This is a genomic window from Bacillus cereus group sp. Bc061, assembly GCF_027715825.1.
GTDB classification, from domain to species: Bacteria; Bacillota; Bacilli; order Bacillales; family Bacillaceae_G; genus Bacillus_A; species Bacillus_A paranthracis.
The window spans coordinates 44,356-69,664 of sequence record NZ_JAQFTZ010000009.1 but is presented as its reverse complement, the minus strand read 5'-3'; the positions used below and the strand labels follow the sequence as shown (position 1 = coordinate 69,664).

Here is a 25,309-nt window from a genome sequence, read left to right as displayed (position 1 = left end):
TTTCGTGTTCCGTTTTACTTCATTTCTTTTTATCCTCTTTTTTTGGATCGTACCATACCATTTGAATTTGAAAAATATCGCTGTCCTTAAGACCCAAAACATTCATTTCTTCTTTCAATGAGCGCCATGGTTCTATTTTTATCGATTTTGTGCTTTTGTCTCTAAGCGTATACACATGTACATAATATGCTTCATTTTTCTTTTTCATAATACAAATAACTTCCCCTTATATTCTTTATATTTTTTTAATAACAGAATAATTGAGTATGTAAAAATTACACACTTCAAATAGCATTTCCTCTTGTTACTTTCATAGCTATTCCCCCTTCCTTCACATCTATTCACTTACTTTCATTAAATCAAAAAAACAGGTAATCGTGTGTACTCACAATTACCTGTTTTTTATCATTTATATCTACTTTTTATTTCTTAAAATTTCATTAACCTCTTCAACACTTAATTCTGCAACTTTTGCAATTTGTTCTATAGGTAATCCTATTTTAAACATACTTTCAATCATCTCTATCTTAGTTGCAATTTTAGTTTCTTCTGTAGCTATTTCTGCAGCTTTTTTCGCAGCTCTTTCTTCTGCTGTCTCTATTTCTGATATTCTATCTTTTATTGCTTTTTCTCTAGCCTCATATAACCGTAAAAAATCCTTATCGCTACTTAAACGCTCCCAATCCTCTATTGCTTTTTTCAAAACTGGATCTTTTTCCATTGCTATCGCCTCCAGGATTGTTGTTAATCTCTCATCCTCATGCGCAGGAAATAATAGTAACCAACGCGCTAAAGAATCTTCCCACGGATCCATTCGTTTTCCTTGCCATTCTTGAATTACTTTTGGAATTTCAAGAAAATGCAACTGCATATTTTCGGTAATGATACGTTTAGATTTTTTGTTCATCACTGTATTAATATTATGAAACTCCTGCTCTTCTGGAAATAGAATGAAATCCACTATATTAATACAAATGGTTGGTCTTAATTCTGTATATTTCATCCCTTGAGTCATTTGAGAATAATACATACCTGACCAATAGAACAAAGAACGTTCTATCATATCTTTTTTGTCTCGAACTTGAATCTCTATATTAATTTTTATACCACTATTTAGCGTAGCTCGCAAATCTAAAATAGACAATTTATCATCCTTCTGCTCTCTTGGAAGATGCGGATCATCTAAGTGCAAAGATGTAATTTCTTCATCAATAGATGATTGTAGTACCGCGTTAAGAAACCCAATTAATATATCTTCATTTCCCTCTACTCCAAACAAACGCTTAAAAGCATAATCAACTCGTAAATTTACTAGATTCTTTTTTACATATACACTCATGTTCTCCCTCTACCTTTCTTGTTTTAAGATTGTATTTAAGAGCATAAAAAAAGATAGAATTACAATTCTATCTTTTTCTCCTCTATTTTCCTACCAAATATGGCTACTAGTTACTTAATATATAAGAAATATCCTCTTCACACATATTTGTCGCATTTGCAATTGTCGTGATAGAAACTCCCTCATTATAAAATCGTTGAATGAGTTCCATTCTTTCTTGTTCCCTCGCTTTTTTATCTACGTCCATTAATTGTTGCATAATATCCATATACTTAATACACACCTTTCTTTTATATAAAGTCCCCTAGTTAAACTGTTACGTGTATTGTTAAAAGAAAGTTTTACACTAATACTGCTACTTTGTTGTAAAATGTACAACTTTCTTTTAACGTGTACAACTTTCTTTTAAGTTCACAACGATTTTTTATATTGTGCGAAAAACTGGCTTGAAAGAAGCTTGCATCGCATCATCTAAACCTTTCCCTTGTGCTGGGTTCCATGCTGCAATAATTACGTTATAGCCCTCTTTCTTTAACTCTGTCGCAAAAGCAATTAAGGCGGCTCTTACTTTTTCATTCTCTACTAAGTCAGCATCGAATGCTAAGTATACATTTTCTACGCCCATATCTTTTAATACTGGCATAACGATTCTCCATGCATTTACACCCGGAATCGCAAGAACTGTTGTCCCTACTTTAGCTATTTCTTCTTTATTTAGTCTTTGAGGAAGTAAATCGGCAATCAAATCCGCCTTCATCGGCCCTTCTGTAATCATTACTGATTTTGTTTTGTGCAGCGTACCAGACTTCCAATGTTTCAAATGTGAGCTTGGTACTGCTACATGTACAGGAAGTGGATTTTCACTACCTCCCGCACCGGTTCCTTCATTTTTATTTGCTGAAGAGATCCATAAGTATTTTTGACCTTTATGTATCTTTACAACAACTTTTTCCCCGCCGATTAATAATTCTTTATTTTTCCCTATTTCTAGTTTTCCTTCATAGATACAATCACCGTTTTTCGTTATTTTCACAATATTAGGCTGTTGTAGTAGTTCGGCTTGTATACCTGTAGGTCCAGATTTCACATGAACAGAGTTCTTTACTTCATCTACACGTACTTGCCAACCAACAATTTGATTATATTGGTTTCGGAATGGAATCATAATTCCTGGAAAACCTGCCATTAAACGAAGAGAAAGTTGTCCTTTCTTCATTTCATAAAAGCCAGGTATTCCCTTCCAACAATCTTTTTTGCCAATTTGTTTAAATAACTTTTCCCAAATAGTTGTGTACGTATTATCATCTTCCAACACAATTTGTTGCTTTAAAAAAGAACGATATTGACGTATCTGTACTTCTTCTTCAGTCATTTTTCTATCTTGTAGTAAATGTATATGGTGCTTCTCCTCTAACGGCAAAAATCCGATTAAATTACGATTAAATGCATCTAATTCTTCGTTACTACGCTTACTATGCCCCTTTACCACATCTACATCTGGTAATTGGTATTGCTTCTTACCATTTAGATAATGAATATAACTTGGATTACTTGAATTTTTACCGTATACCCACTTACTTTCCACACGGGTACATGCTACTTTCTCCTGTGAAACATGCAGCATACAGTTTCCAATACCATTACAGATTGGGCATGGAACACGATAAAATTCCCACCAACTTCCTCTTGGATGTGCAGTTGTTAAACGAAATTGTCCTTTTTGTATGTTATAATTCATCATTTCCCACTCCTTGTATACTATTTATTATATATGGAACAGCTACTTCCATTAAACTCTTTATACTTCTATTTAGATGTTCTCTTTGTTCTCCTAACGGATATACAAAAGAATATGTATCACAAACTAAATAATCGTTTCTATGTTCTTGATCTAGCAAAGCTGATTCTACATATGCTTCAAATGCTCTAGCAAACATCTCATGATTTGTAGACCAATACTTTTTAGTCCTCTTCTTATCTAACTTAATGGCTGTATCAAAATATATAGACCCTTTCACTAGATAGGGTATTTCACTAAGTTTTTCGCCTGTTTTTTTATAATGATATGCAGCTAACATTTGTGCGGTTTTCTCAAATTCTTTTTCAATTTTACGCTCCATACGTGTCTTTGTTGCTCCTGATAAAGTATCAAGCTTCCTACACAAACTAGCATGATGTGATTCTAAAATATTTGAAATATTTCCTTTAAACACATCATAACTATCGATAACACCACTATAGAAATACCACTTTCTACTGTAGGCATTTTCCACGTTGATTACTCTGGCCACTTTTCCTTGTTTACAAGCATCTAACACAGCTTGCATCTTTTCCTTGATAATAGCAGGCAAGATATTCCCAATACTCTTCCCACTTGATAAGAAAGCAAGACTACCATTTTGAAAATCATGACTACAATCATATAAAAAATGATCCAATGCATGTCCCCATTCATGACACAATGCCCCGACTCCATTATCACGAGTTAAATTAATAACTTTGGTAGAAGGTTCATAATGTGCTAATGCATTGCCGCTTCCTCTCGCTCCAATCGCAAGTCCTAAGCGTCCTCCTAACCCTATATACTCAGGTGGAATTCCCAATATACGAGCTAAATCATGCAATGCTTCAGATACATGCCCAATATGCTCTTTTGCATATTGTTCGGTGCAATAATGACCAAATTGCATTCCCTTCAACCCAAACATAGCAACTACGTCTTCAGGTTTGGTAGCAATTTCTACTCCTGGCCCTTTTCTTTGCAGGGTATCTGGCAGTTTCCTACTCCAAGCAGCTGCGGATTTCTTACGAGTCGTAACCTTTTTCGTAAGTAAATCATTCCATGTTAGTTCATGTGATACACGAAGGTACGTAGAATTAATACTTTTTGAATTTGTGCAAAGTGATATGAATTTCTTACCTAATATTAATAACTCCATACCATCTGCATCAATAAACTCATCAAAATATTCCTCTACCATTCTTTTAAATGTGAATGTTACATCCTTATTTTTTCTAAATGCAGACCAACCATTGTTCATTTCCATACCATAAGAGACCACAAGATCTACCCATTGTTCTGAGGTATGTACCGACTGTATATCATGCCATATTCTTCTACATGCTTGAACATATAGTTTCCTTGCAGTCGGTGTATCTACAATTGGCTTCTTATTAATTCTGCCCACTAGCAACTGTTTTAACTTTGCAACACGTGGCGGGATATCATTTTCTTTTTCATGTTCAAAAGAGAATGGAATTAATGTGTTTCGATCCAATGCATTTAGCGCCTCTACTGGAGATTCTTTTTCAATTTCAGCTAAAATTTCTAAAGAAAATGATACCAAAAATGATTCTTTTAAAGCACGTATCTCTTTCTTTGCTCCCACTAATTTCTCACCTACATCATAACTGTATCGATTGCGAACTTGTTTATCTGTTCTCACATCTTGTACCATTATGTCTTCTCCTACTTCTAAACCAAAAAGTTCAAATAAATTCATACTAAAATCCTCCCGAATAAAATAAAAGACAGAAATTCATAGTCATTTTGCACTACGGATTTCTGTCATTCCCTCTGTCTGTACACTTCCATATAGTTATGTAAATTACTCATTACGACACACTCACACCTGTTAAAGAGAATAGATCCTCTTTTGTCGGATTTAGTGCTTGTAACCAGCTATCTACCTCTAAGAAGTTTACTTTTTTTAATTGTTCGCCTTTTTCCGCACGCTTAACCACCTCTAAACCTCCATGTTGATGCACAATCATTACAAGATCATCTTTCTTGAAAATACAATCTACATCTGCAGAGTTTATGTGGTGATTACGTAGAATTGGTTTCCATTTCTTAAGCGAAAAACCTTCTACACCTAAAAAACCACGGATAGCAGTGAAGCGAAAACTCGTTCCTCTAAAACATCTTTCCAATAAAAAAAGGAAATCCCGTACACATCCATTAAAATGAACATGATACAAATAGATTTCCCCTGCTTGTTTTGCTGCTCGCTGTGACAAGTTTGATGGTTTAATGGAAAACTGATAGCAATCTCGTTCCCAAAATGCTCCTTCTTTTGTAACTCTCATTCGTAATGCACGTAAACTTGGAATAAGTTCATCTGGATGCGCAGAACAAAATAAAGATACTTCATAACTGATATTCATAAATAAATCCCCCTAAATAATAATTTTTGCCCAGTGTAATAATGGGTTCTAACAATCAAACAGACTTGAAAACAACACAAAAAGGGCTTCTTCAAGTCGATTAATAATGTGCATAGCAAAATAAGCTATATATACACTAATCGGCTCAAAGAAGCCCTTTCATAAATGAAACAAGACGCAACTTGCTTCTACAACTCAACCACAACACAATAAGGTGTGGGAATAAACGGAATCAATTAAACAATAAATATAGTTATATATTAATAAATTTATTAAGTATTATCAAGTGTCGTTATATATTTATATTATTTAGCGGTATAATACCAATATATAAAGGAGGTAGAATATTTTGCCAATAGAGTATGATTCAAATAATCCTAGATTAATTCCTTCAGTTGTATCTTTTATCGATGTATTAGGATTTTCTCAACTGGGTATGAGAGCGATTAACAATGGTGAAGGGGATTTATTTTTAAATCAGATACATACATCATTAAACAAAGCTCGGCATGCTATTACCAATCAAATGTCGTTAGCAAAAGTTAAAGTTTTTACTGACAACGTAGTAATTGGATGGCCTATTTATGGAGACGGAGAGGGAGAATTAGGAACCACTTTCCTTTACCTAGCAGAATATCAATTCTTGTTAACACTTGATGGCTTCTTTATTCGAGGTGGAGTAAGTGTTGGTGACCATTTTATGGATGAAGAAACCGTATTCGGCCCTGAATTGATTACGGCATATGATCTAGAATCTCAAGTAGCTGTTTATCCTAGAATTATTCTAAGTGAAAAATGTAAACAAAAAGTGCATGAATATATACCTTATGACCCTCGACCTGATAATCCCTTTAATTCTGTATTACTTGAGGATATGGATGGAGAATGGTTTTTAAATTACTTATATATCTTATTAGAATGGCACAGTGATGATGTCACACTTCATTTAGAGACGCATCGCGATAATATTGCAAGTGCATTAGATACCTATGCAAATAATCATAAATTACTTAAAAAATATTCATGGATAGCAAACTATCATAATTATTTTTGTGATGAATTTGTACCTAATGCACCTAATGACCTTAAAATCAATTCACCAATCAAAATGTCACCACCAAGAAGAATAATTACATAAATCATAAAAGCATTCTTACTAAGCATAAGTAAGAATGCTTTTATATATTCAATCCACCATACCACTTTTCAACAATTTAGCATTTCAAATATTTTATAGTATCATTGAGCTTATTATTTTTCATTTTCTTGAAATTATGTATAATTAAAGTATCCTACACGAGATATTGAGTCATATCTCATCGTCATTTTAAAAAGATCTCCATTTTACATGGAGGTCTTTTTTTTAGAAAATAATAAAAGACAGAAGTTTTACGTTCTGTCTTCTTTATTTACCTTAAAGTAATCCATTCATAGCTTGCCCACTCTTTTGGTTTCTTATCGTACTTAATACGACCAGTCGTACAGAATGAAGCGACCATCCATTGAATGAGGTTCATCTTAGCATACGGATCAACACAATCCTCTATTTTTTTTAATTGATAGCCTGTACTATTTTTCTGCCAAATTGTATATAAACGAAAATGGGTTGTCGTAACAAGTCTAGCTTTTGTTGTAACTTGCCATTTTGCAATTTTCGTTAAATCTTCTTTTACTTTTCTTTCATAATCTTGTTTTACTACCTTATAACTCTTCTCTTTATTAATTAGTCCATTCGAGAATGTAAAAGGCATTTGATGCACCTCATAGACAGTTCCTTCTTCATCGCCTAAAATATTTGATTCTACTAGGAATATATTTTTTAGTTTTAACTGTTCCGTTAATTCTTTTCCGCTCCGATAGAACGGTTTTTTTATCTTTTGAAGCAGAATAACCTGTACAATTAACCCGATAAGTAGCGGATACGCTAGTATAAACACCATATTTATAAACATATTTGTAATAAGTACCCCTACTAGTGCGAATATCGTGAAATAAATATACGTTTCTCTTTGATGAATGATTCTACTGTTCAAACCAACATACCTCCGTTTTGATACATAGTGAAAGCAATATACACAATTGCCCCTAATAAAATTGAACAAGCCCCCGGAAAGCTCTGTATCAGCTGTATTTCTTTCTTTGGTAGTTTTGCCCCAAATATAGAAGCAGCATGCTCAAATTGGTCCTTAATCGCTCCTACAAACCCTAAAATTTTAATTAATCGATACACACTAGCAATCCAAAAGAATAGTAAATGGAAAGCTGTTAATGTAATAGCGGTAAGGATAGCTGATTCTTCTACTAAATTACTAACATATATAGCTACCACCACAAGCATTTTTGTATCACCAGGTGAAGAAAATTTAAATGTCTCTAACAACAAACCACACGCTAAGGCCATGGCTAGTACAATTAAAATCTCTTTCCCTGTTCTTATTCCAGCAAAATACGTGATTCCTATACCTACAATTAAGAATAGCAAATGCCATATATTTTTCGTTTTTCTATATTTCAAATCAGTGAATACATTTAGGATCATATATCCTATTAGGATTCCTATTACATACATACTCATAATTATTTCTCCTTATTTTTCCCTATTTTGATGGATTATTACGGTCCACTCACTAAAGACCAAGTGACTGTAGAAGTATAAGTGGCTTGCCTATTCTTCCCTACATAAGTTGTCCCTGGATCTAATTGCAGCTGCAATCCATTTGGTCCAAAATCGACTTGATATTCTCCAATTGCTACATCTTTCGAAGCCCGGATAATAGTGTGTGCTGCCCCATTATCAATAGGCGTATTTGGAATCTGTACGATAGGTTTCCCTGTCTCTGGACCTTTTACTTTTGTTACATTTACCTGATTTTTTAAGGATAGTGAACCCTTTGGCAATTGTCTTGCTATGTTCGACTCTGTAAATGGAGAAATAGTCATATTCAATCTCCATCCATCCGCTTGATTTCGACTATCATGTATCATGAGTTTCCCTAATGTACCAAATGAATTTTGCTTTTCTCCATTTAGTTGAATAGGCGTAAACTCTACACTTTTAGGCGCAGTGAGCATGTCTACCTGCCCTTTTTGTGTGGTAGAAATATGCTTTGTCGCACTTTTATTCCCAGCTTTATCTACCGTTCGGATATGTACATATTGTGCTTTCGCATAATCAGTTGGAAAATGAATGCTAGTCTGATTTGTAAACTGAACACCACTTACTTTATCAAGTGATGTATCGGATTTATCATTTACTACATATTCATATCCCTTTACGCCACTTGTTACAGTTGCAGGAACTTCCTTAGAAAAGTCTGAAACGCCATTCCTACCAACTCCACGAATTTTATAATGATAGGTACTCCCATCATCTTTCGCAGGGGCAAACGTTACTTTAGTTTCTTTGAGTTCTCTATTTTCAATTTGGAAGCTTTCTGGTGTTGTTGGCACTACCTGATCCTTTGCTTCTTTATCTACATAGTCAGAGAGTCTTCCTTTATATATTTGCTGATTCCCCCTGTATACTTCTGCTTCCGATGCATACCCCACTTTTAACTCATCTACATAGGTAATCCCTTCTGAATACGCAAGCATATAAAAAGTTACACCTCGTTGATCGGTAATATAAAACGGATTATTTGCAACTTGAGTATTCATACTAAACGTAGACCATCCATTTATATCTTTATTGGTATCATTCTTCGTAATGGTTCGATTATTTGGCAATTGGATAGGTGCTGCCCATCTTCTTGCTTTTAGGCGCTCCCCTTGTTTAATTGAATTAACAACTGGACTATTCAAAATTAATTTCCCTTTTCCTGAACCATCTTGATATGGAATTACTTTATCCACCATAGGGGAATCTTGATACACATCTTTGTTTATATCTGAAGTTATATGTTTTCTGTCCCTTGGAATGTTCGTACCTGCTTCTCTTTCTGGAAATAGAGATATATTATTAATCTCTATTTCTTTAGAACCGCTAGGCACATCTTTTAAAACGTTAGCTTCATAATAATCAAATTCTCTTCCTGTTTCCCAGCTTCCATCACCATAAAAACTAATTCTTCCCAATCCTTGTGACTTTGCCTTAAAGGTTGCCGAAATATAAGCATTATTGGGCACGTTTAATCTCTTAAAAACAGCTATAGAGTTTGACCTTACAGTGTAAGGATATAAAACTCGATTCCCCCCTAGCTTTGTATCAAACACTTTATATCCACTGGTATCTGTACCATTTGGATAAAAGACTTCAGACTGTAAACTTTGATTTCCGTTTCCGTAAAATTCTCCCCAACCACTCATCAAATTAACGTCTTTTGGGTTATTAAAATCAATTTTCCATAATACGTCCTGCTCTAAGATATCAATCGCCCACTCTAGCTTTACTTCATTTTCTTTTCCGTTTGCAGTGAGTGTTGGAATACCATTTTGCTGTTTTACTATTTGATCAGCTAATATAGAATTATCTTTTGAATCAATAAATAAGCACGATACACTTAAAAGTATGATTGAAGTAAGAACCTTCCCCCATTTCACTGTTTCTTCCCCCATTCTCTTTTTATGCTATCTAAGATGCCTTATTTTCCTCCTTCCGATTTGCATGTTTCTTTCTCCACCATACAAATACAAACATTGAAACGATTAACATAAAAACACCAGCCGCTATTATATATATTTGATTAGAATACCCGGGCAACACTTTTACTGCACCTGTTTGTTCCGCATACTCTGTCACATTAGAAGCAGTTATGCGTATCTGTTCTGTATATGTTTTTGGTATACCATTCTCTTTTATCGTAACTTTTAGTGTATACTTTCCATCCTTGTATTCTTTCGCTTTCCACGGGATTGCTAAACCTACCTTGGATTTTGGCGCTACGTTGAATGCTGGAATATTACCATGAAATAAAACGTTATCCTTGGATAAAACTTCATAGTAAACTGATACATCCCTTACAATATTTGCATTTGTATTTTGAATAAGTGCATGGACTTGCGGTTGTGTTGGATACGATTCAACAGTTGTTCCATTTAATTTAAGAGGTAATTTATTAACTGAATTTTCAGTCTCTTCACTATTCAATTGTATCGCTACCGCATATTCAATACGATTATGTACAGAGAAGTTCAATCCGTCCTTTTCAAGATTCTGTGCTTTTGTATCGTTTGCTAACTCAAATAATAATCCGCCCAAAAATACTCCATCTTTATTTGGTGTCGTTAAATGTACCTCTATAGTTTTCGTTTGATTCCCTTCTAAGGTAACAGCGTCAGGAGTTTGTACATACTGATCCATATAGAAATCTGTATCTGTTAATATACTTTGTGATACTTCACGATTTGGCACATACATAATACCTCCGTTTGCAGAGGTTAGAGCATTGGCAACTTTTACATTGACTTTGATTGGAGTATTGTTTTTATTATGTACATCCATTTTTACTGTTTGATTCTGTTTCTTTTTCACCTGTAAATTAAAATAGTTTTTTATATCACCTAGTTGATTATCCGGGACATGAATGCTTACATCAAACGGTAAACTATCTTGTTTTTCTTCTGCATAAACAACTTTAAAAGGTTTTAAGCTTATACTTAAAATGAATATAATCACAACCAAAGTACTAATTAAAATTTTATATACATAGCTTTTCATTCTGCCCCTTCTTTCTATGTACAGAAGAGAATCATACATACGTGATTCCCTTCTATATAATAAGTTTCTTTTAAGGACCTGTTACAATAGAATATGTCAGTTTTGACTCATATGAGGTAGCACCAGCCTTATTCTCAACATACGTACTATGTGGATTTAACGTTAAAGCTAGAGACTTATCATTGAAACTAACATTATATTTACCCATACCCTCATCTTTTTTCGCATTTAAAATCGTAACTTGATTATCTGTATCTATAATAAAATTAGTCGTTTTAAACGCCGGATTTGGTGAACTTGTCCCTCCTACTTTCGTTATAGCAGCACCACCACTATTCAAAACTAAGGAACCCTTTGGAAGTGTCCGATTCGACTTTGAATCTCCACTTACTTTAAATTGATCTGCTTTTACATTGATTCTCCAGCCATCCCCTGAACCAGTTGCATCTGTCACTGTTAGGACACCAGGATTTGCATTTGTCACTTGCGTTTCTCCACTTAGTGTTACCGCGTTAAAGTTACTAACCGGTGTAACGGCAATATTATGTTCGCCACCTGTTATACTTTGATTTAGTTTTGTCTCAGCTGTTGTTGCTGCACTTGCAGGTGTACCCATTAGTGACATGCCAAGGGCTAATGTTGCTAATGGGGGAATCATTACTCTACTGAATCTCATCATAGTACCTCCTTATGTTTTAAAAGGAGGGAGCTATATGAAACAAGCCCCCTCTTATTTTCAATTCAAAACTTATTTTTTGTTCCAAGAATCTACATCGGCATTGCTTGATGCTTTTGTGAATCGAGCTAGAATTGTATCATACCCACCTTGGATTGCTTTCCAAACGAACGGGCCGATTACTAATACAATAATTACCGCTAACGCGATTAACATACCGTTTTCTGATGATAATTGTGAGTCTTCATTTTTTAACCAACTTTTCATTTTTGTTAACATTGTATTTTTCCCCTTTATATATAAATTTTAAGAATCTACTAAAATAAGAACTTACCTAATTAAATCTTTTATTACTTATTCCAAGAATTCACGTCTGCATTACTTGATGCTTTTGTGAATCGTGCCAAGATCGTATCATAACCACCTTGAATCGCTTTCCATACAAACGGGCCAATTACTAATACGATAATTACCGCCAAAGCAATCAACATACCGTTTTCTGATGATAACTGTGAATCTTCGTTTTTTAACCAATTCTTCACTTTTCCTAACATGATTGAATCTCCCTTATCCATTTATTTGAGCTATACGTAATAAACATCCTTGATTTAAAACTTCTATTATTTGTTCCAAGAATTCACATCTGCATTGCTTGATGCTTTTGTGAATCGTGCCAGGATCGTATCATAACCACCTTGAATTGCTTTCCATACAAACGGGCCAATTACTAATACGATAATTACCGCCAAAGCGATTAACATACCGTTTTCTGACGATAATTGTGAATCCTCATTTTTCAACCAATTCTTCATTTTTGTTAACATGTGTATTGCTCCTCTGCTTATTCAATTTGGGATATTAACTTCTTATATACTTGCAAATCCTTGCATTAAGGATTGAATAACAATAACCATTGGATAAATTACAATACATCCAATTACAGCAACGTTAAATTTATTCATTTCCATTGGCTTATTTTGAATGAGACGGTTATAGTTCTCATGTTTTAGCTCACGCATCATTTTAATCTGTGCATCCATAATACGAAGACTCTGTACCTTGTCCGTTTTCTGTGCTTGTTGCAATGCAATAGTAAAGGTATTTACTTCTGGACTATTTAAGGCTGCTGCAAAGTTTCTAAATGGTTGATCCGAACCCGCATACATTTCTAATTCCGCTGTAAGTGTAGATACATACGGTCGAAGATGTCTCCCAGCATATATCTGTGCCTTTTTTACTGCTTCTAATGTTGTATGTGTTTTTAACAACTGCAGCATAGGAATTAAATACTCCGGTAATTCGAACCTCCTTGCTTCTATCGCCTGCTTGATTCTTCTCTTTAATAGATAATCAGGATAGAAATAAAGCAGCGGTGAAATCAATACGCCCACTTTAAATAAGTAGTAATCATGAAACACCGTACATATCAAGAAAACAGAGGTGAAAATTATGGGATAGGCAACCTTCATTTTCAAATATTCTTCTGGTTTCGTATCCAAACCAGCTTCTTCTAATTTTTTTTGGATCTGCTCTTTCTTTTCTTCTGTCAGATACTTATGTGATAACGACTGGAAGGGAGCAAGCATCATTTGATTTAAATTCTTTTTTTCAATTCGTTTTGCATTTTCTACATAGTTTGTAAGTAGGCTACCGCTGTCTTTTTTACTTTGTAGAAAGGTAGAGAATACCCAGTACATGACAACGAATACCACTAAAGCTAAAATCGTAGCCACTTTATTCCCCTCTTTCTGTTGGATTATAATTTGCAATCTTTTCTACACGGGTTGCTAAGAAAAATACAATGAACATATTTACCGCTAATGCAATTTTCCCCATCATAGAACCTGCTAAAAATCCATATGCTTCTTTTGACATCAACATAATCACAATCGGCATGGCAATCACGATTAAGCAGTTCTGTACAAACGCACGTTGCGCTTGCGACAAACTAGAACGTAATCTTGCTAGATATAGCTTTTGTTTTTCGAAATCTTCTGCAATATCTAATAAGACTTGTACTGAATTCGCCCCGCCTTCTCGGCTACACACTTCCAACATTTCATGGAAGAAAACCAATTCTCTAAAATTAAAAGTTTCATTGAATCCTTTAAATGCACGGTGCATTGTAGTTCCACCTTCTAATAAAAGAGAAACTTTTTCTATTTCTTCTTGAATACTCTCATGCATCATTGGCTTTACTTGTACTAACACGCGTTTAGCGTTATTACTAATTTGAAGTGCATTCGCTACTGCCTTCATATAAATAGAAAGACGGTCAATGACAACCAAGTAGTAACGTTTTTTTCTTCGATAGAGAAGAAATCTCGGAACTAAAAATCCACATAAAGCAGAAATCAGTGTAAAAGGATCTCTTCCAAAGGAGAAGTAGAATATTGCTGCTATACTCATTCCCGAAAGAATCGTATATACCCAGTACATGCTTTTCGTCAATTTCCACTCGTACTTTTGGGCTTCTTGGATAACAGATTGTGGCAGATACATTCGTATGCCTTTAATATTCCTTAATTCCAAGCGTCTTTCTTCTTTCTCATTTTCTTGTACAAATTGGGAAAGTGCAGAACCTTTAGATTTTGCAAAAAGTAAAACAAGTAATACTACACTAATAAAGATTAATAATATACATCCATAGGCGAACAAACTATGCATACTGCACCTCCTGTTGTGAAAGGAATGGTGCATAAAGAGCTGGGTTTACAGAAGAAGAACGGAATTTCCTCTCCATTTCGGCTGACATTCTTGCTGTAATTTTATGCTGGCCATGAATCTTTCCTACTCTTTCATTCATTTCATCATGTTCCTCGTATGTCGGAATAAACTGAGAAAGTTGATTAAATTGTATATCACCTTGATAATCCAATAATTCAATCATCTCTGTAATATAACGATTCCCATCATCTTTCTTTTCGAAAAAGACAATCACATCAAATGTCTGTGAAATTAATTCATATAAATACTGAGCACCAATGTTCGCACCACTTTGTAGACACATAAGCATTAAACGTCTTACTGCTTCTTTTGCACTTCTTGCATGGACAGAGGTAGAACCCGAGTGTCCCGTTTGGAAGAAGTTAATCATTTTCAGGGCTTCTCCCCCCCTCGACTCCCCTACAAGTAATCTCTTTAGTCCTTGGCGTAAAGCATTCGTTAACAATCTATCAAAATCAATTGCATTTTCTTCAACTTCGGATGCTCTACATTGCATCGGAACAAAATGATGCTCTGGAAATATGCGATGTAAATAGAGTTCGGGATTATCTTCCACTACAAGAGTACGTTCATTCTTTGGTATATGAGAAGCGAGGTACTTCATAAACTCCGTTTTCCCTGTTCCTGTTGCTCCAGCAATTAAAATATTCATTTTGGCTTTCACAGCTGCCGCCAAAAAGTCCAACATCTCTTTCGATGCTTGATTTGTGGATAACATACGTTCTTCTGAGGCACGAAGATGATCTGCATTCTTACGAATAGTAATTGTTGTACCAAGTCCAGCAATCTCATCTAAGGCGATATTGATACGAATATAAGGGAACACGCAGTCGACAGATGGCTTTGCTGTATTAAGTGATTCTGACGTACTGTTTACCATCTTATAAGCTAAGGCTTTTACATCTTCTTCAGCTTCATATCGATACTTGTATTTGCATTCTCCCTCACCAATTTTTTCGTATATAATCTCTTTTATGCCATTGATATAAATATCTGTTACATCTTTATCATCAATCAGAGGTTGAATAATTCCAAATCCCACAATATCGTCACACACCATGTTCAGTAACTGTTCAGAAGGTACCTCTGAAATGACGACTTGATTACTTAATAAGAAACTTTTGATGATTTGCTCTACAGCTGCTTTTTTTTCCTTATTCATAAAAGATTCACTTAAGATATCACGATGTTCTTTAACTAAAAACGCACGAATTTCATCTGTTATATCTTTAATTTGTTGAGCTGTAGTTGTTCCTAACTTTCGAGCTGATTTAGAACGAATCATATAACCAAAATGATATAAATCAACTCGATTTCGCTTTAAGGCGACTTGTTTTCCCTGTAAATAGCCCCACATACTACTGCCTCCCTTTTAATTTCGTAAACCAAAGAGACCCTTTTTCATAGAGGATGTATGCTGGGTTGGAATATCAAGACCAGCTGCTTCCATAATGTGATGGACCTTTGTATTAATTTGCGGGGAACCAAACTGCATCCCCCATTCATAACTCGTACGATCCCTGTCATACGGAATTGTCACCGCAATTTTTTGGGAAGAAAGCTTTTCAATATCTTCTACATAATCCTCATCTCCCATATTTAAAACATGAATCATACGAGGCAATGTTAGCTTTGCTTCTTCTAGTAGTTGTAATTCTCTTTTAATTGCTATTGCACCACGAGGGTTGCCGTTTAACACATGAACAACAAGGTCTGATTGGTATAGGATTGGATAACTCAGAACCTCAGATAATTCAGTTGGTACTGATAGAATGATAAAATCGTATTCTGTATCTACAAGTGATTCTATAAATGTCGTTACAAACAGTTCTTTGTTTTGAATCTCTGGGAATTGAGCTAAGTTATAACCTGATGGAAACACCAGAAAATCCATCTTATCGTGCAATTTTTGCATCAACCTTGGATTCACTTTTCTCTCTAATAAATCTTGCTTGGTACAAATATACTGCGAGAGATTGTATTCATTTTCTTTTCTTACAAGTTCTAAGATGTTTTTACTATCGTGGCTAAGACCAGTTCCAACTGCAAAGCTAGGTCTTACTTGGTCTGCTTCAACATAAAGCACCTTTTTCCCTAAATGAGCTAATTCATTTGCCATCGCAATACTTAATGTGCTTTTCCCTACATTTTCGTTTGTTGCATAAAAGGCTATGATTCTTGCTTGCCGCTCCATCTTAATAACCCCTTTCTTACTTAGATTCATTCAGATACTGTGCTACATACTCTTTTACATTTTTAGAAATTGGATTAGTCGAATGCTTCTCTACATAGTCTAAAATGTTCTTTTGATCAGATATTTGTGAGAATCCTTCAGCTGGTTCTAATTCTTTCCCTGTTTGCTCCACCTTTTGTCCAACTGCAACAGGAATGACATCTCCAAGTGTTTTTGCACGATTTAAGTATTGAAGTTGTTCATGGGAAACAGCCAGTGTGTATAATCGCGTTACTTTAGGCTTTTGTTTTCCTTCTTGTTCCTCTTTTGATTCTTTCTTTTCTAGCACAAATGCATCTTCTGTATTGCTATCTTTTGCAGCCGTCACACGTACACGTTGGAACAGACCACCAAAGACAACCTTCTCATTGTCTCCTTCTTTCACAACTTGTTTGAAATACAAGTCCACATACGTATTTGGGATAATACTATTCCCTGAACTTGTTTCCAAATCAACGAGTAACGGGAAAGCAACTTCTCCATCTTTCAAATTTAAAATAGCAGAGTCCGGTAACTCCTCTTTCTTTACTACTTTGTTTTTAAAGAGATAGCTATTTTCTGTAATGGGCTGCCCATCATTTGTCCACTTACCTACAACCTCTTTTTTATTTACACGTAATGCATTTGGGGGAATCGCATCACCAGGTAAAGTTCGTTCCACTAGCATGTCTTCTTTAATTTCTGTATGCGCAGGTATATCCTTTGCGGCTACAACAATCTTTGTTGGTTTTACAGCATTTTCTACTGCGAAATGATTGTATCCATAGATACCCGCTACTGTTGCAGCGGCTAGACCTACCGCAACAATCTGCTTCTTTTGAAACTTAGATGGCTTCAATGTTTGTATTCCTCCTTATGTAGCCTTTAAACGCAAAAAAAGGACACACCTATGGCATAATGCGCCTTAGGTGTGTCCTTTTAGCTAATCTAAAGTCTATATGAAAATGTTGGATTTAGTTTCTTTAATATTACAATTTCAATATTATGATATATAGAGTTATATGTCAATCATTTCTAAAAAAAATATTATTTTTACCATTTCAAACCTCTGATTTCAAAACTCAAAAACCCTTAAAAACATTGTCATATCAAGGTTTTTAAGCTATTAACCCACCCGTAAATATGGTATAATTAATATAACGTAACTGAATATTTCAGGGTGGTTGGTTGCTATCCTTTCTCTTTCATTTTATGGAGAAAGGAGGTGATCGCATGGAAATACTTTTCATAATAGCAATTGAAATTGTAAAAGTAATTGCTAGAGAAGTCGCTGTATTTTTTGCAAAACGAGTAGGTAAATACCTATCAACGTCTTGGAAGAAATCACAAAAAAAGCGACGAAAAACGAAAAGAACCACCCACAATGCCTGCAAGCGTGTGAAGGGCGGTTCTAAGAAAAAATAAACTTTTTTAGCAACTAGCCACCTTGCGGTAACAGTTACATAAGGCGAGATGTTGGAGCATCTCGTCTTCTTTAGTTTATGCAAAAACTATTGTTATAATACTTCTACACTTATTATAACATCAACTATTGTACATGTCATGTATTCTATTCTCCATTATTCATTCCATTTTAATATACATTGTAAATCGAATTTTATATAGTTATAATACTAATAACCATATATAAAGAAAGTAGGATATTAATTTGCGGAAAAATGTTTTTATTGTTCTAATATCAATGATTTTAATGTTAATTTCTGGGTGTTCAAATAATAATGAAACAACTCAAAAGAAGGAAACTCAAAGTGGACCGGAAAGTAAAGAAAGCAATCAAAATAATGAGTCTTATAAAATGATAAAATACAATAAATCCATAACTATGGAAGATATCGAATTTCAAATTTCAGATGTTGAAAAGTCACTGGAATATAAATACAATCCCTCTCCTGATTTTAATATGACACTTAGACCTGCTAAAGATTATCTTGTTATTATTAGTTTTACAGCTACAAATAAAGGGAATATAGAGAAAGAAGCTCCATTTACTGATTTTAGATTGAATGATAAAAACTTATCAGGATTTCCGGTGAGAGAGGCATTTGAAACTGGAGATGTTAAATTAAAGCCTGGAGAATCTAAAACGCGTGCTTATATTTATAATTTTGATAAAACAGAAGATGCCGATAGATTCTACTATAAAGGAATTTTGGGTTCAACAGGTACTGAAAAGAAAGAGTTTGCATGGGATTTAAAACCCATCTTCAAAAAGAAAGGGATAGGTAATTTCTCCTGATCCCATTCCCTTAAAAAGAGACAGCATTAAATAACTGCTGTCTCTTTTTTGTTTTTATTATTTATTAGACTTTTAGAATGAAACAAGCTTTGTTCCCGTCTCAAAATATCTTGCAGGAGCATAACTTGTCCCATTTCGATCTTGAAATTCATTTCCAATATATAACGATACAATCATTGCGATTACTCCAAGAAAAATCACTCGTCTCACACGCTGCTTTTTCTTTTTATCCACTCAAATTTCCCCTTTCTATGAAAAAAGGCACACCCCATTAAGGGATGTGCCTTTGGTTTATCCATTCAGCTACTAGTTTAAGAAGGATTATATACTTTTATCGATTCCACTAATTATATAATACTTTTAAACTAATTTTTATTCTTCATGTAGTACCAGTTTGATAAGTCTGTAATTATGTGTTCTTTTCCAACCCAGTTCCATCCAGGTGTTTGTACAGGGAATGGAAGGTCTGCAAGCACCCTTCTCTTCTTAAAGTCATCATACGCGACACCTTGAATTTCCACGTCATTTGTCAGGCACAAGCTCATTTCATTCACACCTGCTGGATTTGTCTCAACATTGAATGAATACTTTCCATCTTTCGTCTTTAATGGTGCATACCATTTTTGTCCACCATCAATAATTTTCTCTTGTCCATCCCAATATAAAGACTTAGTTGGTCTTTTACTATCAAAGACATGTCCCGTTATTTCAGACAAATACATATTTTTAGGTAAGAATTTTGATGTTAAACCAGTATTAGAAACAATGTCTAATTCTTGTGTAGATTTTAATCCTTCATCAGCAAAAGGATATTGTGCCGTTGCTTTTGTAAATACACCTGGATAATTAGCATTCCAATCATTTTTGTATTTTCCGTTTACTTCATAAGAAAAACCATACCCAGCATGAAGCTTAGATGGTGCTAAATTATCAATATTTCCACTTAATGTTTCATAGAACATCTCTCCAACTGTATCATCTTTAGATACACGTTCACTTACTGTTTCTACCACACCTTTTACACTAGTTACTCCGCACATCCCTTTTTCATGAGATGGTGCATAGATAGCTGTTTTAATAGGATTATTTTTGTATGTGGTTTCTTCTATATCTAGACGATTACCAGCAGGGTTAATTTCTGCCTGAATTGTTCCTTTCCCCTTATGTTGCCAGCCAAGGTTCAAAGTTTTCTTTTCTCCCTCAGTTAACCTTACCTTTTGTGATGCTACTTGTTGTCCGTTATGCTTGAGCACGACTACTGTTTCAGGATTTGCATATTTTGCTTCTAGCGCATCTAACTTTTTAATTTTGTTTTTCTCTTTTTCTAACTTCTGCCTTGCTGTATCTAACCTACTTGCTGCACTATCCAGTCTATTTTCTTCCCAAGAGCAGTCTCTATCGTAATAGTGATGGTTCCCTTCTGCATCTACCTCATGAATTGGATTACGACGGCAATAACTAAGACTAGACTGCGCACTATCTCTATCGGATTCAGAACTATTTACCGCTTGCTCGGACATATTAATATTGTTATTTACCTTTTCTCTATATTGGTCACGTTCTGGTTTAAAATTATCACGTGATACATCTATTCTTGTTTTTATATTCTTTCCTTCTCTTGCTGTTTCTCCTTCAATTCGGTCAGCAGAGAAATCAATTTTATATTTAAAATCATCTTCATCACCTGGATCTGGATTAGGTGTTACTTCTGTACCACAGTTACCATTTATGGTGAAATCAACAGTTTTCTCATTTGATTCCCTTTGAACAGCATCAAGAACTTTAATTTTCGCAGTATACCGGCCACACATTTGTGGCTGCCACTTTAGTTCTTCTGACTTAAATTGCCCTGCATCACCTTCATTTGGTTTTTGATTATCTTTTTGCGGTGTTGAACGCAGATAATTTTCTTGATGATACACGGTTTCGTCATCTTTTGTAATATCTAACAGCCATTTAACTCGATTCCGTTCACCAGCAGCTGATTGATATGGATTTACTGTTGTCCCATTCGGATCTCTATCGTTATACCCTTTTCCCTTGCTGACATATTCAAAACCGTTAAAAGTGAATTTCACAGGTACATCTTTTTTTCCACTCGTAGCTTTAAAATTATCTATCTTAGGATTACTTGTACGTACATACCACAAGCTATACCTATTCACACTATCTACACCACCAGCTCCTGCATAACCACCAGAAAGGTAGGCTATATCCCTAATCCAATAAAATTTTCCTAATGTAACATTAGGACCATTAAATTTTTTAATATCATGTTTCTTCAAATTCCCCAAAACAAAATTGGGTTCTCCCCAATACTTATCTTTAATAACAGTTTTCGTAACTTGTTGAACTTCTGTTACCATTCTATCACCAACAACAACTTCACTGTTAATGTACCCATCATTTGAAATTCGAACATAAGGATCCGATGTATCTTCATTTTGGACTAGATTTTCCCATGGATTTCCCCAATTGAAAGAGCCATTATAAACAGCAGGAAAATGTAAGTCAGCTTTATAATTGAACTCTTTTGATCTATAGCCACTACCCGGTCTAAGCAAATTACCGCTTAGTTGCAATTCATCAGATTTTAAAATCGAATTTTTACTGCCATCAAAAAATGGTATGTCATTATTTGCCGCACTTGCAACTGATGGTAATGCCAACATTAATGATGCGCAAGTCAATAATAATCCTTTTCTCATTCTCATAAAATCCTCCTTAAACGCAAAAAAAGACAAACCTGTACCTTGGTAAGGTACGTAAGGTTTGTCCTTTACGTATTTATCATTATATTAAACTTATATAATTATACAATATTTAACTCAACCTGTAAATACTAAATGATTATTTAGGCTCTACTTCTACATACATCATGTGATCTGCTGTAGAATGGCCTACACGAATTTTATATTTACCTTTTTCATAGTTATTAATTGATTGAGCATCTACAGTTTCCTGAATTTCTTTATTTAAAACTAAATCAGAATTTAACATAGTAACCCATTTTTTAGTTAACTCAATAGTTGCTTCATTATTATCTAAGAAAATAATTTTAAAATCGTTTTCATTATTTGCATCAATATAAACTTGCGCACCAATTGTACCTGCTGGCAAGTACATATTTTTATCAAGTATTCTAATAGTTCCATTTAAATCTGCATATTTAAGGTTAGTACCAAATTTACTATTCACACTCTTAATAATGTTTTGCGCTTCTGTAGAAATGGATTTTTGAGAAATTGGATTATCCATAGCAATCGGATTATAAATAACATCCTCTGTAGTTAAAACTTTGTCTAAACTCGTTGGTAAATTAGTTTCTGGTTTTTCCTCTGGTTTTGTTTCAGGTTTTGGGTCTGGCTTCACTTCTGGTTTTTCTTCTGGCTTTGTTTCAGGTTTTGAGTCTGGCTTTACTTCTGGTTTTTCCTCTGGTTTTGTTTCAGGTTTTGGATCTGGCTTCACTTCTGGTTTTTCCTCTGGTTTTGTTTCAGGTTTTGGATCTGGCTTCACTTCTGGTTTTTCCTCTGGTTTTGTTTCAGGTTTTGGATCTGGCTTCACTTCTGGCTTAGTCTCTTTTTCTACTGCATTAATAGAGTTATATAAGAACTGGCTATATTGTTCACGAGTTACATGTGCATACGGTGAATACATTTTACCTCCTGTACCAATAGTAACGCCATTTTCTTCTAATGCACTAATTGCCTTTAATGCCCATGAGTTTTTATCAATGTCAGTAAAGGAAGTTGTCTTAGTAGATTTGAACTTGAAAGCATTTGTAAGTACTTGCGCCATTTGTTCACGAGTTAAGACATCATCTGGACCATATTTCGCATCACCATAACCACTTACCAGACCTGCTTTAGCAAGTGCTCTAATTTCTTTTTCAAACATATGTCCTTTAATATCAGTAAATGGATTTTTGAAGCTAGCATCTGCATCTACTGGTTTTACGTACATATAAATCATACGAGCAACTTGCCCACGAGTTACATTGTCACCAAAACCAAAGATATTATTTCCGTACCCTTGTACTATTTTACGATTTGTTAAATCATAAATTGCTTTTGTAGACCAGTGATTTGCTGGAACATCATTGAATTTTAATGAGTCTGTGTTATCAGCCTTTGCAGTAAATGCTCCTGCTCCTAGTAATGATGTACCCATAATTGTTAATGCTGTTGCTGTTTTTAAAAATTTGTTTGCCATTGTTTGTTCCTCCAAATATATTAGTTTTTTTCATAGATTCCTTTATTGTACCGAATTTAAATATAAAATCCAGATATTTTAACATATAAATTATTGAACTACCCCCATTTTCACTTCGTTTAGAAGTGAGGGATTCCTAAGTAAAGGGTTCTATCGAACTCTAATTGATTAGGCTATCTCCGCAGTCCTTGCGGTTAGAAGCCTTATCGCTTCATTTTTTAAATTGATACTTGCGTTAATATCCCTATCATGGTGTGTACGACAAGAAGGACAGTCCCATTTACGTAGATTCAGATTTTTAACGTCTTTGTTTTGATATCCACAACGAGAACATAATTGGCTGGAAGCAAATGTTTTCGATACGACAATGACTTGTTTCCCATACCATTTTGCTTTGTATTCTAACATGGATCGAAATTGCGACCATGATACTTCACTAATTGCTTTTGCTAACTTATGATTCTTTAACATATTCAATACTTGCAAATCCTCTATACCAATAACATCGTGGTTTTTGATGATTTCAGTTGAGACTTTGTCCAAGTAATCTTTTCTAGCATTCGTCATGTGTTCATGAATTCTAGCCACTTTTACTCGCTGTTTATTCCAGCGAGAAGACCCTTTTATTCTTCTAGAAAGAACGCGCTGCGCTTTCGCCAACTTCTCTTCTAATGACCGAAAAAACTTCGGATTTTTATAGGTTGTTCCATCTGACAAAATGGCAAAATCTTTTAGTCCCACATCCATTCCGATGTAAGATTGTGTTTTCGGAATTTCTTGCACTTCTGTTTCAACTAATAATGACACAAAGTATTTGCCAGAAGGGTTCCACCTAACAGTCGCATTTACAATACGTCCCTCTACTTCACGACTTTTGACAAATCGAACAAGACCTAGTTTTGGCAATTTTATTTTGTTTCCTACAATGGCAATGTTTTCATTTGTTTGTTTTGTGGTATAAGATTGTACGTTATTCTTCTTAGATTTGAAGCGTGGGGCACTATTTTGTTTCTTAAAAAAACGTGTATACGCATCCGCAAGGTTACGAACAGAAGATTGAATCGCAATACTATCTACTTCTTTTAGCCAAATAAACTCTTTTTTCATGGCAGGAAGTTTGGCAGAGCATGTACCATATGTTAAACCTTTTCCAGTTTCTTTATATGCGTGATCCCATAGAGATAAGAAATGATTGAATACAAAGCGAGAACAACCTATTGTTTTATTAATTAGAATTGCTTGTGCTTGATTTGGATAGATACGAAACTTAAAGGCCTTATTAATTATCATTTGATTCACCTCCATTTTGGTATATGACTATCATAAACCAAACGTATATTTGATGGATAAAGAAGTAACTCTTTATGTATATCGAACAATTAAGATGGCTTCCTGCCATTCCTTGTTCGAAGCCAATTCATCCCCCACCTACTCACTGGGCTGTGACCCTTCACGCTCCTTGAATAAGGAGTCTTCTTGGCTAAAACGATAAATTAGCATTTTTATAACTGTTGTTCTATATGGAAAATATTACCATATAGAAATAGGCTTGTAAAGTATTTTTATATATTTATTTATAAATATATATTTCTAGTAAAAAAACTACACTTTTCAGTATAGTTTTTAACCCTTTTTATACATATTGATATTTTCAACGGAAATAGATTTGTCCCATTCCATCTTTGTTAGCCCATATTGGTGCTTTCACACTATCAATCCCTATCATTTTAAAAATAAAGAAGTGATGTTCAGCTTTAATCTTAAAATTTAATGGCTGATTATGATCTACGCGCCCTTTAGTATATTCATATTTCCATCCATCCATATTCTGCTCTTTCATTTTCTTCTCTATATCAGGAATTAGATTTACGTTTTTTCCTTCATATGTGTACTGAAAACCACCTGTTTGTTCTGCTAACTCTACTGTACTAGAAGCAAAATCATGCGCCTTTACTAACTGCATTCCATACAGTACACCTTCTGGTATAAGAGTTATCAATAATAAAGAAAGCGTTAGAAAAAGCGCTGTTGTTACTGTATTTTGCATTTCTTACACACCTACT

The 25,309-nt window shown here is 34.5% G+C and carries 27 protein-coding genes; 3 read left to right on the top strand and 24 right to left on the bottom strand.

The window, feature by feature from the left end:
- Nucleotides 1–19: 19 nt before the first annotated feature.
- From PDQ40_RS22405 to PDQ40_RS22380, 6 genes are all read right to left on the bottom strand, one after another.
- Nucleotides 20–208, bottom strand: a complete 189-nt coding sequence (locus tag PDQ40_RS22405) for a hypothetical protein (protein ID WP_242227929.1) — start codon at nucleotides 206–208, stop codon at nucleotides 20–22.
- Nucleotides 209–415: 207 nt separating this feature from the next.
- Entirely contained in the window at nucleotides 416–1,339 is a 924-nt protein-coding gene (locus tag PDQ40_RS22400) for an Rpn family recombination-promoting nuclease/putative transposase (protein ID WP_242227930.1), read from the bottom strand.
- A gap of 106 nt (nucleotides 1,340–1,445) precedes the next feature.
- A complete protein-coding gene (locus tag PDQ40_RS22395; protein WP_210626859.1) occupies nucleotides 1,446–1,607 on the bottom strand; it encodes a hypothetical protein in 162 nt (53 codons plus the stop codon).
- A 156-nt stretch (nucleotides 1,608–1,763) separates the two neighbouring features.
- The gene (locus PDQ40_RS22390; protein ID WP_001108763.1) at nucleotides 1,764–3,077 is read right to left on the bottom strand and encodes a DUF3854 domain-containing protein; all 1,314 of its coding nucleotides are present in this window, start codon (nucleotides 3,075–3,077) and stop codon (nucleotides 1,764–1,766) included.
- Nucleotides 3,067–4,842 (bottom strand): LPD1 domain-containing protein, encoded by a 1,776-nt coding sequence (locus PDQ40_RS22385; RefSeq protein WP_242227931.1) that lies wholly within the window; start codon nucleotides 4,840–4,842, stop codon nucleotides 3,067–3,069. The genes PDQ40_RS22390 and PDQ40_RS22385 overlap by 11 nt, the downstream gene beginning before the upstream one ends.
- A 112-nt stretch (nucleotides 4,843–4,954) precedes the next feature.
- A complete protein-coding gene (locus PDQ40_RS22380; RefSeq protein WP_242227932.1) occupies nucleotides 4,955–5,506 on the bottom strand; it encodes a hypothetical protein in 552 nt (183 codons plus the stop codon).
- A gap of 349 nt (nucleotides 5,507–5,855) precedes the next feature.
- On the opposite strand from PDQ40_RS22380, the gene PDQ40_RS22375 reads away from it, so the two are divergent.
- On the top strand, nucleotides 5,856–6,644 hold the full coding sequence (locus PDQ40_RS22375) for a hypothetical protein (protein ID WP_242227933.1): 789 nt from the start codon (nucleotides 5,856–5,858) through the stop codon (nucleotides 6,642–6,644).
- A 271-nt stretch (nucleotides 6,645–6,915) separates the two neighbouring features.
- Here PDQ40_RS22375 and PDQ40_RS22370 read toward each other — a convergent pair whose 3' ends face one another.
- The 13 genes from PDQ40_RS22370 to cpaB all read right to left on the bottom strand — a co-directional run bounded on the left by PDQ40_RS22370 (nucleotide 6,916) and on the right by cpaB (nucleotide 17,636).
- Nucleotides 6,916–7,539: a hypothetical protein gene (locus tag PDQ40_RS22370; protein WP_242227934.1), complete on the bottom strand. Its 624-nt coding sequence runs from the start codon at nucleotides 7,537–7,539 to the stop codon at nucleotides 6,916–6,918.
- Entirely contained in the window at nucleotides 7,536–8,081 is a 546-nt protein-coding gene (locus tag PDQ40_RS22365) for a hypothetical protein (protein ID WP_046199588.1), read from the bottom strand. Before PDQ40_RS22365 ends, PDQ40_RS22370 begins: the two co-directional genes overlap by 4 nt.
- A gap of 38 nt (nucleotides 8,082–8,119) precedes the next feature.
- A complete protein-coding gene (locus PDQ40_RS22360; RefSeq protein ID WP_242227935.1) occupies nucleotides 8,120–10,045 on the bottom strand; it encodes a WxL domain-containing protein in 1,926 nt (641 codons plus the stop codon).
- A gap of 31 nt (nucleotides 10,046–10,076) precedes the next feature.
- Complete coding sequence (locus PDQ40_RS22355; RefSeq protein ID WP_242227936.1) at nucleotides 10,077–11,162, bottom strand: DUF916 domain-containing protein; 1,086 nt, start codon at nucleotides 11,160–11,162, stop codon at nucleotides 10,077–10,079.
- Between the two features lie 70 nt (nucleotides 11,163–11,232).
- The gene (locus PDQ40_RS22350; RefSeq protein ID WP_046199591.1) at nucleotides 11,233–11,838 is read right to left on the bottom strand and encodes a WxL domain-containing protein; all 606 of its coding nucleotides are present in this window, start codon (nucleotides 11,836–11,838) and stop codon (nucleotides 11,233–11,235) included.
- A 72-nt stretch (nucleotides 11,839–11,910) separates the two neighbouring features.
- The gene (locus tag PDQ40_RS22345) at nucleotides 11,911–12,117 is read right to left on the bottom strand and encodes a hypothetical protein (protein WP_002069495.1); all 207 of its coding nucleotides are present in this window, start codon (nucleotides 12,115–12,117) and stop codon (nucleotides 11,911–11,913) included.
- Nucleotides 12,118–12,188: 71 nt separating this feature from the next.
- Nucleotides 12,189–12,413: a hypothetical protein gene (locus tag PDQ40_RS22340; RefSeq protein ID WP_002029145.1), complete on the bottom strand. Its 225-nt coding sequence runs from the start codon at nucleotides 12,411–12,413 to the stop codon at nucleotides 12,189–12,191.
- A 45-nt stretch (nucleotides 12,414–12,458) separates the two neighbouring features.
- Nucleotides 12,459–12,662 (bottom strand): hypothetical protein, encoded by a 204-nt coding sequence (locus PDQ40_RS22335; protein ID WP_000956353.1) that lies wholly within the window; start codon nucleotides 12,660–12,662, stop codon nucleotides 12,459–12,461.
- Between the two features lie 42 nt (nucleotides 12,663–12,704).
- Entirely contained in the window at nucleotides 12,705–13,571 is an 867-nt protein-coding gene (locus tag PDQ40_RS22330; protein WP_242227937.1) for a hypothetical protein, read from the bottom strand.
- 1 nt (nucleotide 13,572) lies between these two features.
- Entirely contained in the window at nucleotides 13,573–14,505 is a 933-nt protein-coding gene (locus PDQ40_RS22325) for a hypothetical protein (protein ID WP_001996222.1), read from the bottom strand.
- Nucleotides 14,498–15,922 (bottom strand): CpaF family protein, encoded by a 1,425-nt coding sequence (locus PDQ40_RS22320; protein WP_000264623.1) that lies wholly within the window; start codon nucleotides 15,920–15,922, stop codon nucleotides 14,498–14,500. Before PDQ40_RS22320 ends, PDQ40_RS22325 begins: the two co-directional genes overlap by 8 nt.
- A gap of 15 nt (nucleotides 15,923–15,937) precedes the next feature.
- The gene (locus PDQ40_RS22315) at nucleotides 15,938–16,759 is read right to left on the bottom strand and encodes an AAA family ATPase (RefSeq protein ID WP_131099884.1); all 822 of its coding nucleotides are present in this window, start codon (nucleotides 16,757–16,759) and stop codon (nucleotides 15,938–15,940) included.
- Nucleotides 16,760–16,775: 16 nt separating this feature from the next.
- Entirely contained in the window at nucleotides 16,776–17,636 is an 861-nt protein-coding gene (gene cpaB, locus PDQ40_RS22310; RefSeq protein ID WP_242227938.1) for a Flp pilus assembly protein CpaB, read from the bottom strand.
- 374 nt (nucleotides 17,637–18,010) lie between these two features.
- On the opposite strand from cpaB, the gene PDQ40_RS22305 reads away from it, so the two are divergent.
- Complete coding sequence (locus PDQ40_RS22305; RefSeq protein ID WP_242227939.1) at nucleotides 18,011–18,202, top strand: hypothetical protein; 192 nt, start codon at nucleotides 18,011–18,013, stop codon at nucleotides 18,200–18,202.
- A gap of 277 nt (nucleotides 18,203–18,479) precedes the next feature.
- Nucleotides 18,480–19,034, top strand: a complete 555-nt coding sequence (locus PDQ40_RS22300; RefSeq protein ID WP_270691637.1) for a hypothetical protein — start codon at nucleotides 18,480–18,482, stop codon at nucleotides 19,032–19,034.
- Between the two features lie 72 nt (nucleotides 19,035–19,106).
- Here PDQ40_RS22300 and PDQ40_RS22295 read toward each other — a convergent pair whose 3' ends face one another.
- From PDQ40_RS22295 to PDQ40_RS22275, 5 genes are all read right to left on the bottom strand, one after another.
- The gene (locus PDQ40_RS22295; RefSeq protein WP_046199595.1) at nucleotides 19,107–19,268 is read right to left on the bottom strand and encodes a hypothetical protein; all 162 of its coding nucleotides are present in this window, start codon (nucleotides 19,266–19,268) and stop codon (nucleotides 19,107–19,109) included.
- A gap of 131 nt (nucleotides 19,269–19,399) precedes the next feature.
- Nucleotides 19,400–21,748: a hypothetical protein gene (locus PDQ40_RS22290; protein ID WP_242227941.1), complete on the bottom strand. Its 2,349-nt coding sequence runs from the start codon at nucleotides 21,746–21,748 to the stop codon at nucleotides 19,400–19,402.
- A gap of 136 nt (nucleotides 21,749–21,884) precedes the next feature.
- Nucleotides 21,885–23,246, bottom strand: a complete 1,362-nt coding sequence (locus PDQ40_RS22285) for an S-layer homology domain-containing protein (protein ID WP_242227942.1) — start codon at nucleotides 23,244–23,246, stop codon at nucleotides 21,885–21,887.
- A gap of 168 nt (nucleotides 23,247–23,414) precedes the next feature.
- The gene (gene tnpB / locus PDQ40_RS22280; RefSeq protein WP_242227943.1) at nucleotides 23,415–24,536 is read right to left on the bottom strand and encodes an IS200/IS605 family element RNA-guided endonuclease TnpB; all 1,122 of its coding nucleotides are present in this window, start codon (nucleotides 24,534–24,536) and stop codon (nucleotides 23,415–23,417) included.
- Nucleotides 24,537–24,897: 361 nt separating this feature from the next.
- Nucleotides 24,898–25,293, bottom strand: a complete 396-nt coding sequence (locus tag PDQ40_RS22275) for a DUF4320 family protein (protein WP_001181745.1) — start codon at nucleotides 25,291–25,293, stop codon at nucleotides 24,898–24,900.
- Between the last annotated feature and the right edge of the window lie 16 nt (nucleotides 25,294–25,309).

What these genes read in the sequence shown, in the direction of transcription:
- PDQ40_RS22335 (WP_000956353.1), bottom strand. Translation starts at nt 12,662, where the DNA reads ATGTTAACAAAAATGAAGAATTGGTTGAAAAATGAGGATTCACAATTA.
- PDQ40_RS22275 (WP_001181745.1), bottom strand. Translation starts at nt 25,293, where the DNA reads ATGCAAAATACAGTAACAACAGCGCTTTTTCTAACGCTTTCTTTATTA.
- PDQ40_RS22395 (WP_210626859.1), bottom strand. Translation starts at nt 1,607, where the DNA reads ATGGATATTATGCAACAATTAATGGACGTAGATAAAAAAGCGAGGGAA.
- PDQ40_RS22290 (WP_242227941.1), bottom strand. Translation starts at nt 21,748, where the DNA reads ATGAGAATGAGAAAAGGATTATTATTGACTTGCGCATCATTAATGTTG.
- PDQ40_RS22350 (WP_046199591.1), bottom strand. Translation starts at nt 11,838, where the DNA reads ATGAGATTCAGTAGAGTAATGATTCCCCCATTAGCAACATTAGCCCTT.
- PDQ40_RS22385 (WP_242227931.1), bottom strand. Translation starts at nt 4,842, where the DNA reads ATGAATTTATTTGAACTTTTTGGTTTAGAAGTAGGAGAAGACATAATG.
- tnpB (WP_242227943.1), bottom strand. Translation starts at nt 24,536, where the DNA reads ATGATAATTAATAAGGCCTTTAAGTTTCGTATCTATCCAAATCAAGCA.
- PDQ40_RS22345 (WP_002069495.1), bottom strand. Translation starts at nt 12,117, where the DNA reads ATGTTAACAAAAATGAAAAGTTGGTTAAAAAATGAAGACTCACAATTA.
- PDQ40_RS22365 (WP_046199588.1), bottom strand. Translation starts at nt 8,081, where the DNA reads ATGAGTATGTATGTAATAGGAATCCTAATAGGATATATGATCCTAAAT.
- PDQ40_RS22380 (WP_242227932.1), bottom strand. Translation starts at nt 5,506, where the DNA reads ATGAATATCAGTTATGAAGTATCTTTATTTTGTTCTGCGCATCCAGAT.
- PDQ40_RS22285 (WP_242227942.1), bottom strand. Translation starts at nt 23,246, where the DNA reads ATGGCAAACAAATTTTTAAAAACAGCAACAGCATTAACAATTATGGGT.
- PDQ40_RS22315 (WP_131099884.1), bottom strand. Translation starts at nt 16,759, where the DNA reads ATGGAGCGGCAAGCAAGAATCATAGCCTTTTATGCAACAAACGAAAAT.
- PDQ40_RS22405 (WP_242227929.1), bottom strand. Translation starts at nt 208, where the DNA reads ATGAAAAAGAAAAATGAAGCATATTATGTACATGTGTATACGCTTAGA.
- PDQ40_RS22355 (WP_242227936.1), bottom strand. Translation starts at nt 11,162, where the DNA reads ATGAAAAGCTATGTATATAAAATTTTAATTAGTACTTTGGTTGTGATT.
- PDQ40_RS22400 (WP_242227930.1), bottom strand. Translation starts at nt 1,339, where the DNA reads ATGAGTGTATATGTAAAAAAGAATCTAGTAAATTTACGAGTTGATTAT.
- PDQ40_RS22325 (WP_001996222.1), bottom strand. Translation starts at nt 14,505, where the DNA reads ATGCATAGTTTGTTCGCCTATGGATGTATATTATTAATCTTTATTAGT.
- PDQ40_RS22305 (WP_242227939.1), top strand. Translation starts at nt 18,011, where the DNA reads ATGGAAATACTTTTCATAATAGCAATTGAAATTGTAAAAGTAATTGCT.
- PDQ40_RS22340 (WP_002029145.1), bottom strand. Translation starts at nt 12,413, where the DNA reads ATGGATAAGGGAGATTCAATCATGTTAGGAAAAGTGAAGAATTGGTTA.
- PDQ40_RS22300 (WP_270691637.1), top strand. Translation starts at nt 18,480, where the DNA reads ATGATTTTAATGTTAATTTCTGGGTGTTCAAATAATAATGAAACAACT.
- PDQ40_RS22320 (WP_000264623.1), bottom strand. Translation starts at nt 15,922, where the DNA reads ATGTGGGGCTATTTACAGGGAAAACAAGTCGCCTTAAAGCGAAATCGA.
- PDQ40_RS22390 (WP_001108763.1), bottom strand. Translation starts at nt 3,077, where the DNA reads ATGAATTATAACATACAAAAAGGACAATTTCGTTTAACAACTGCACAT.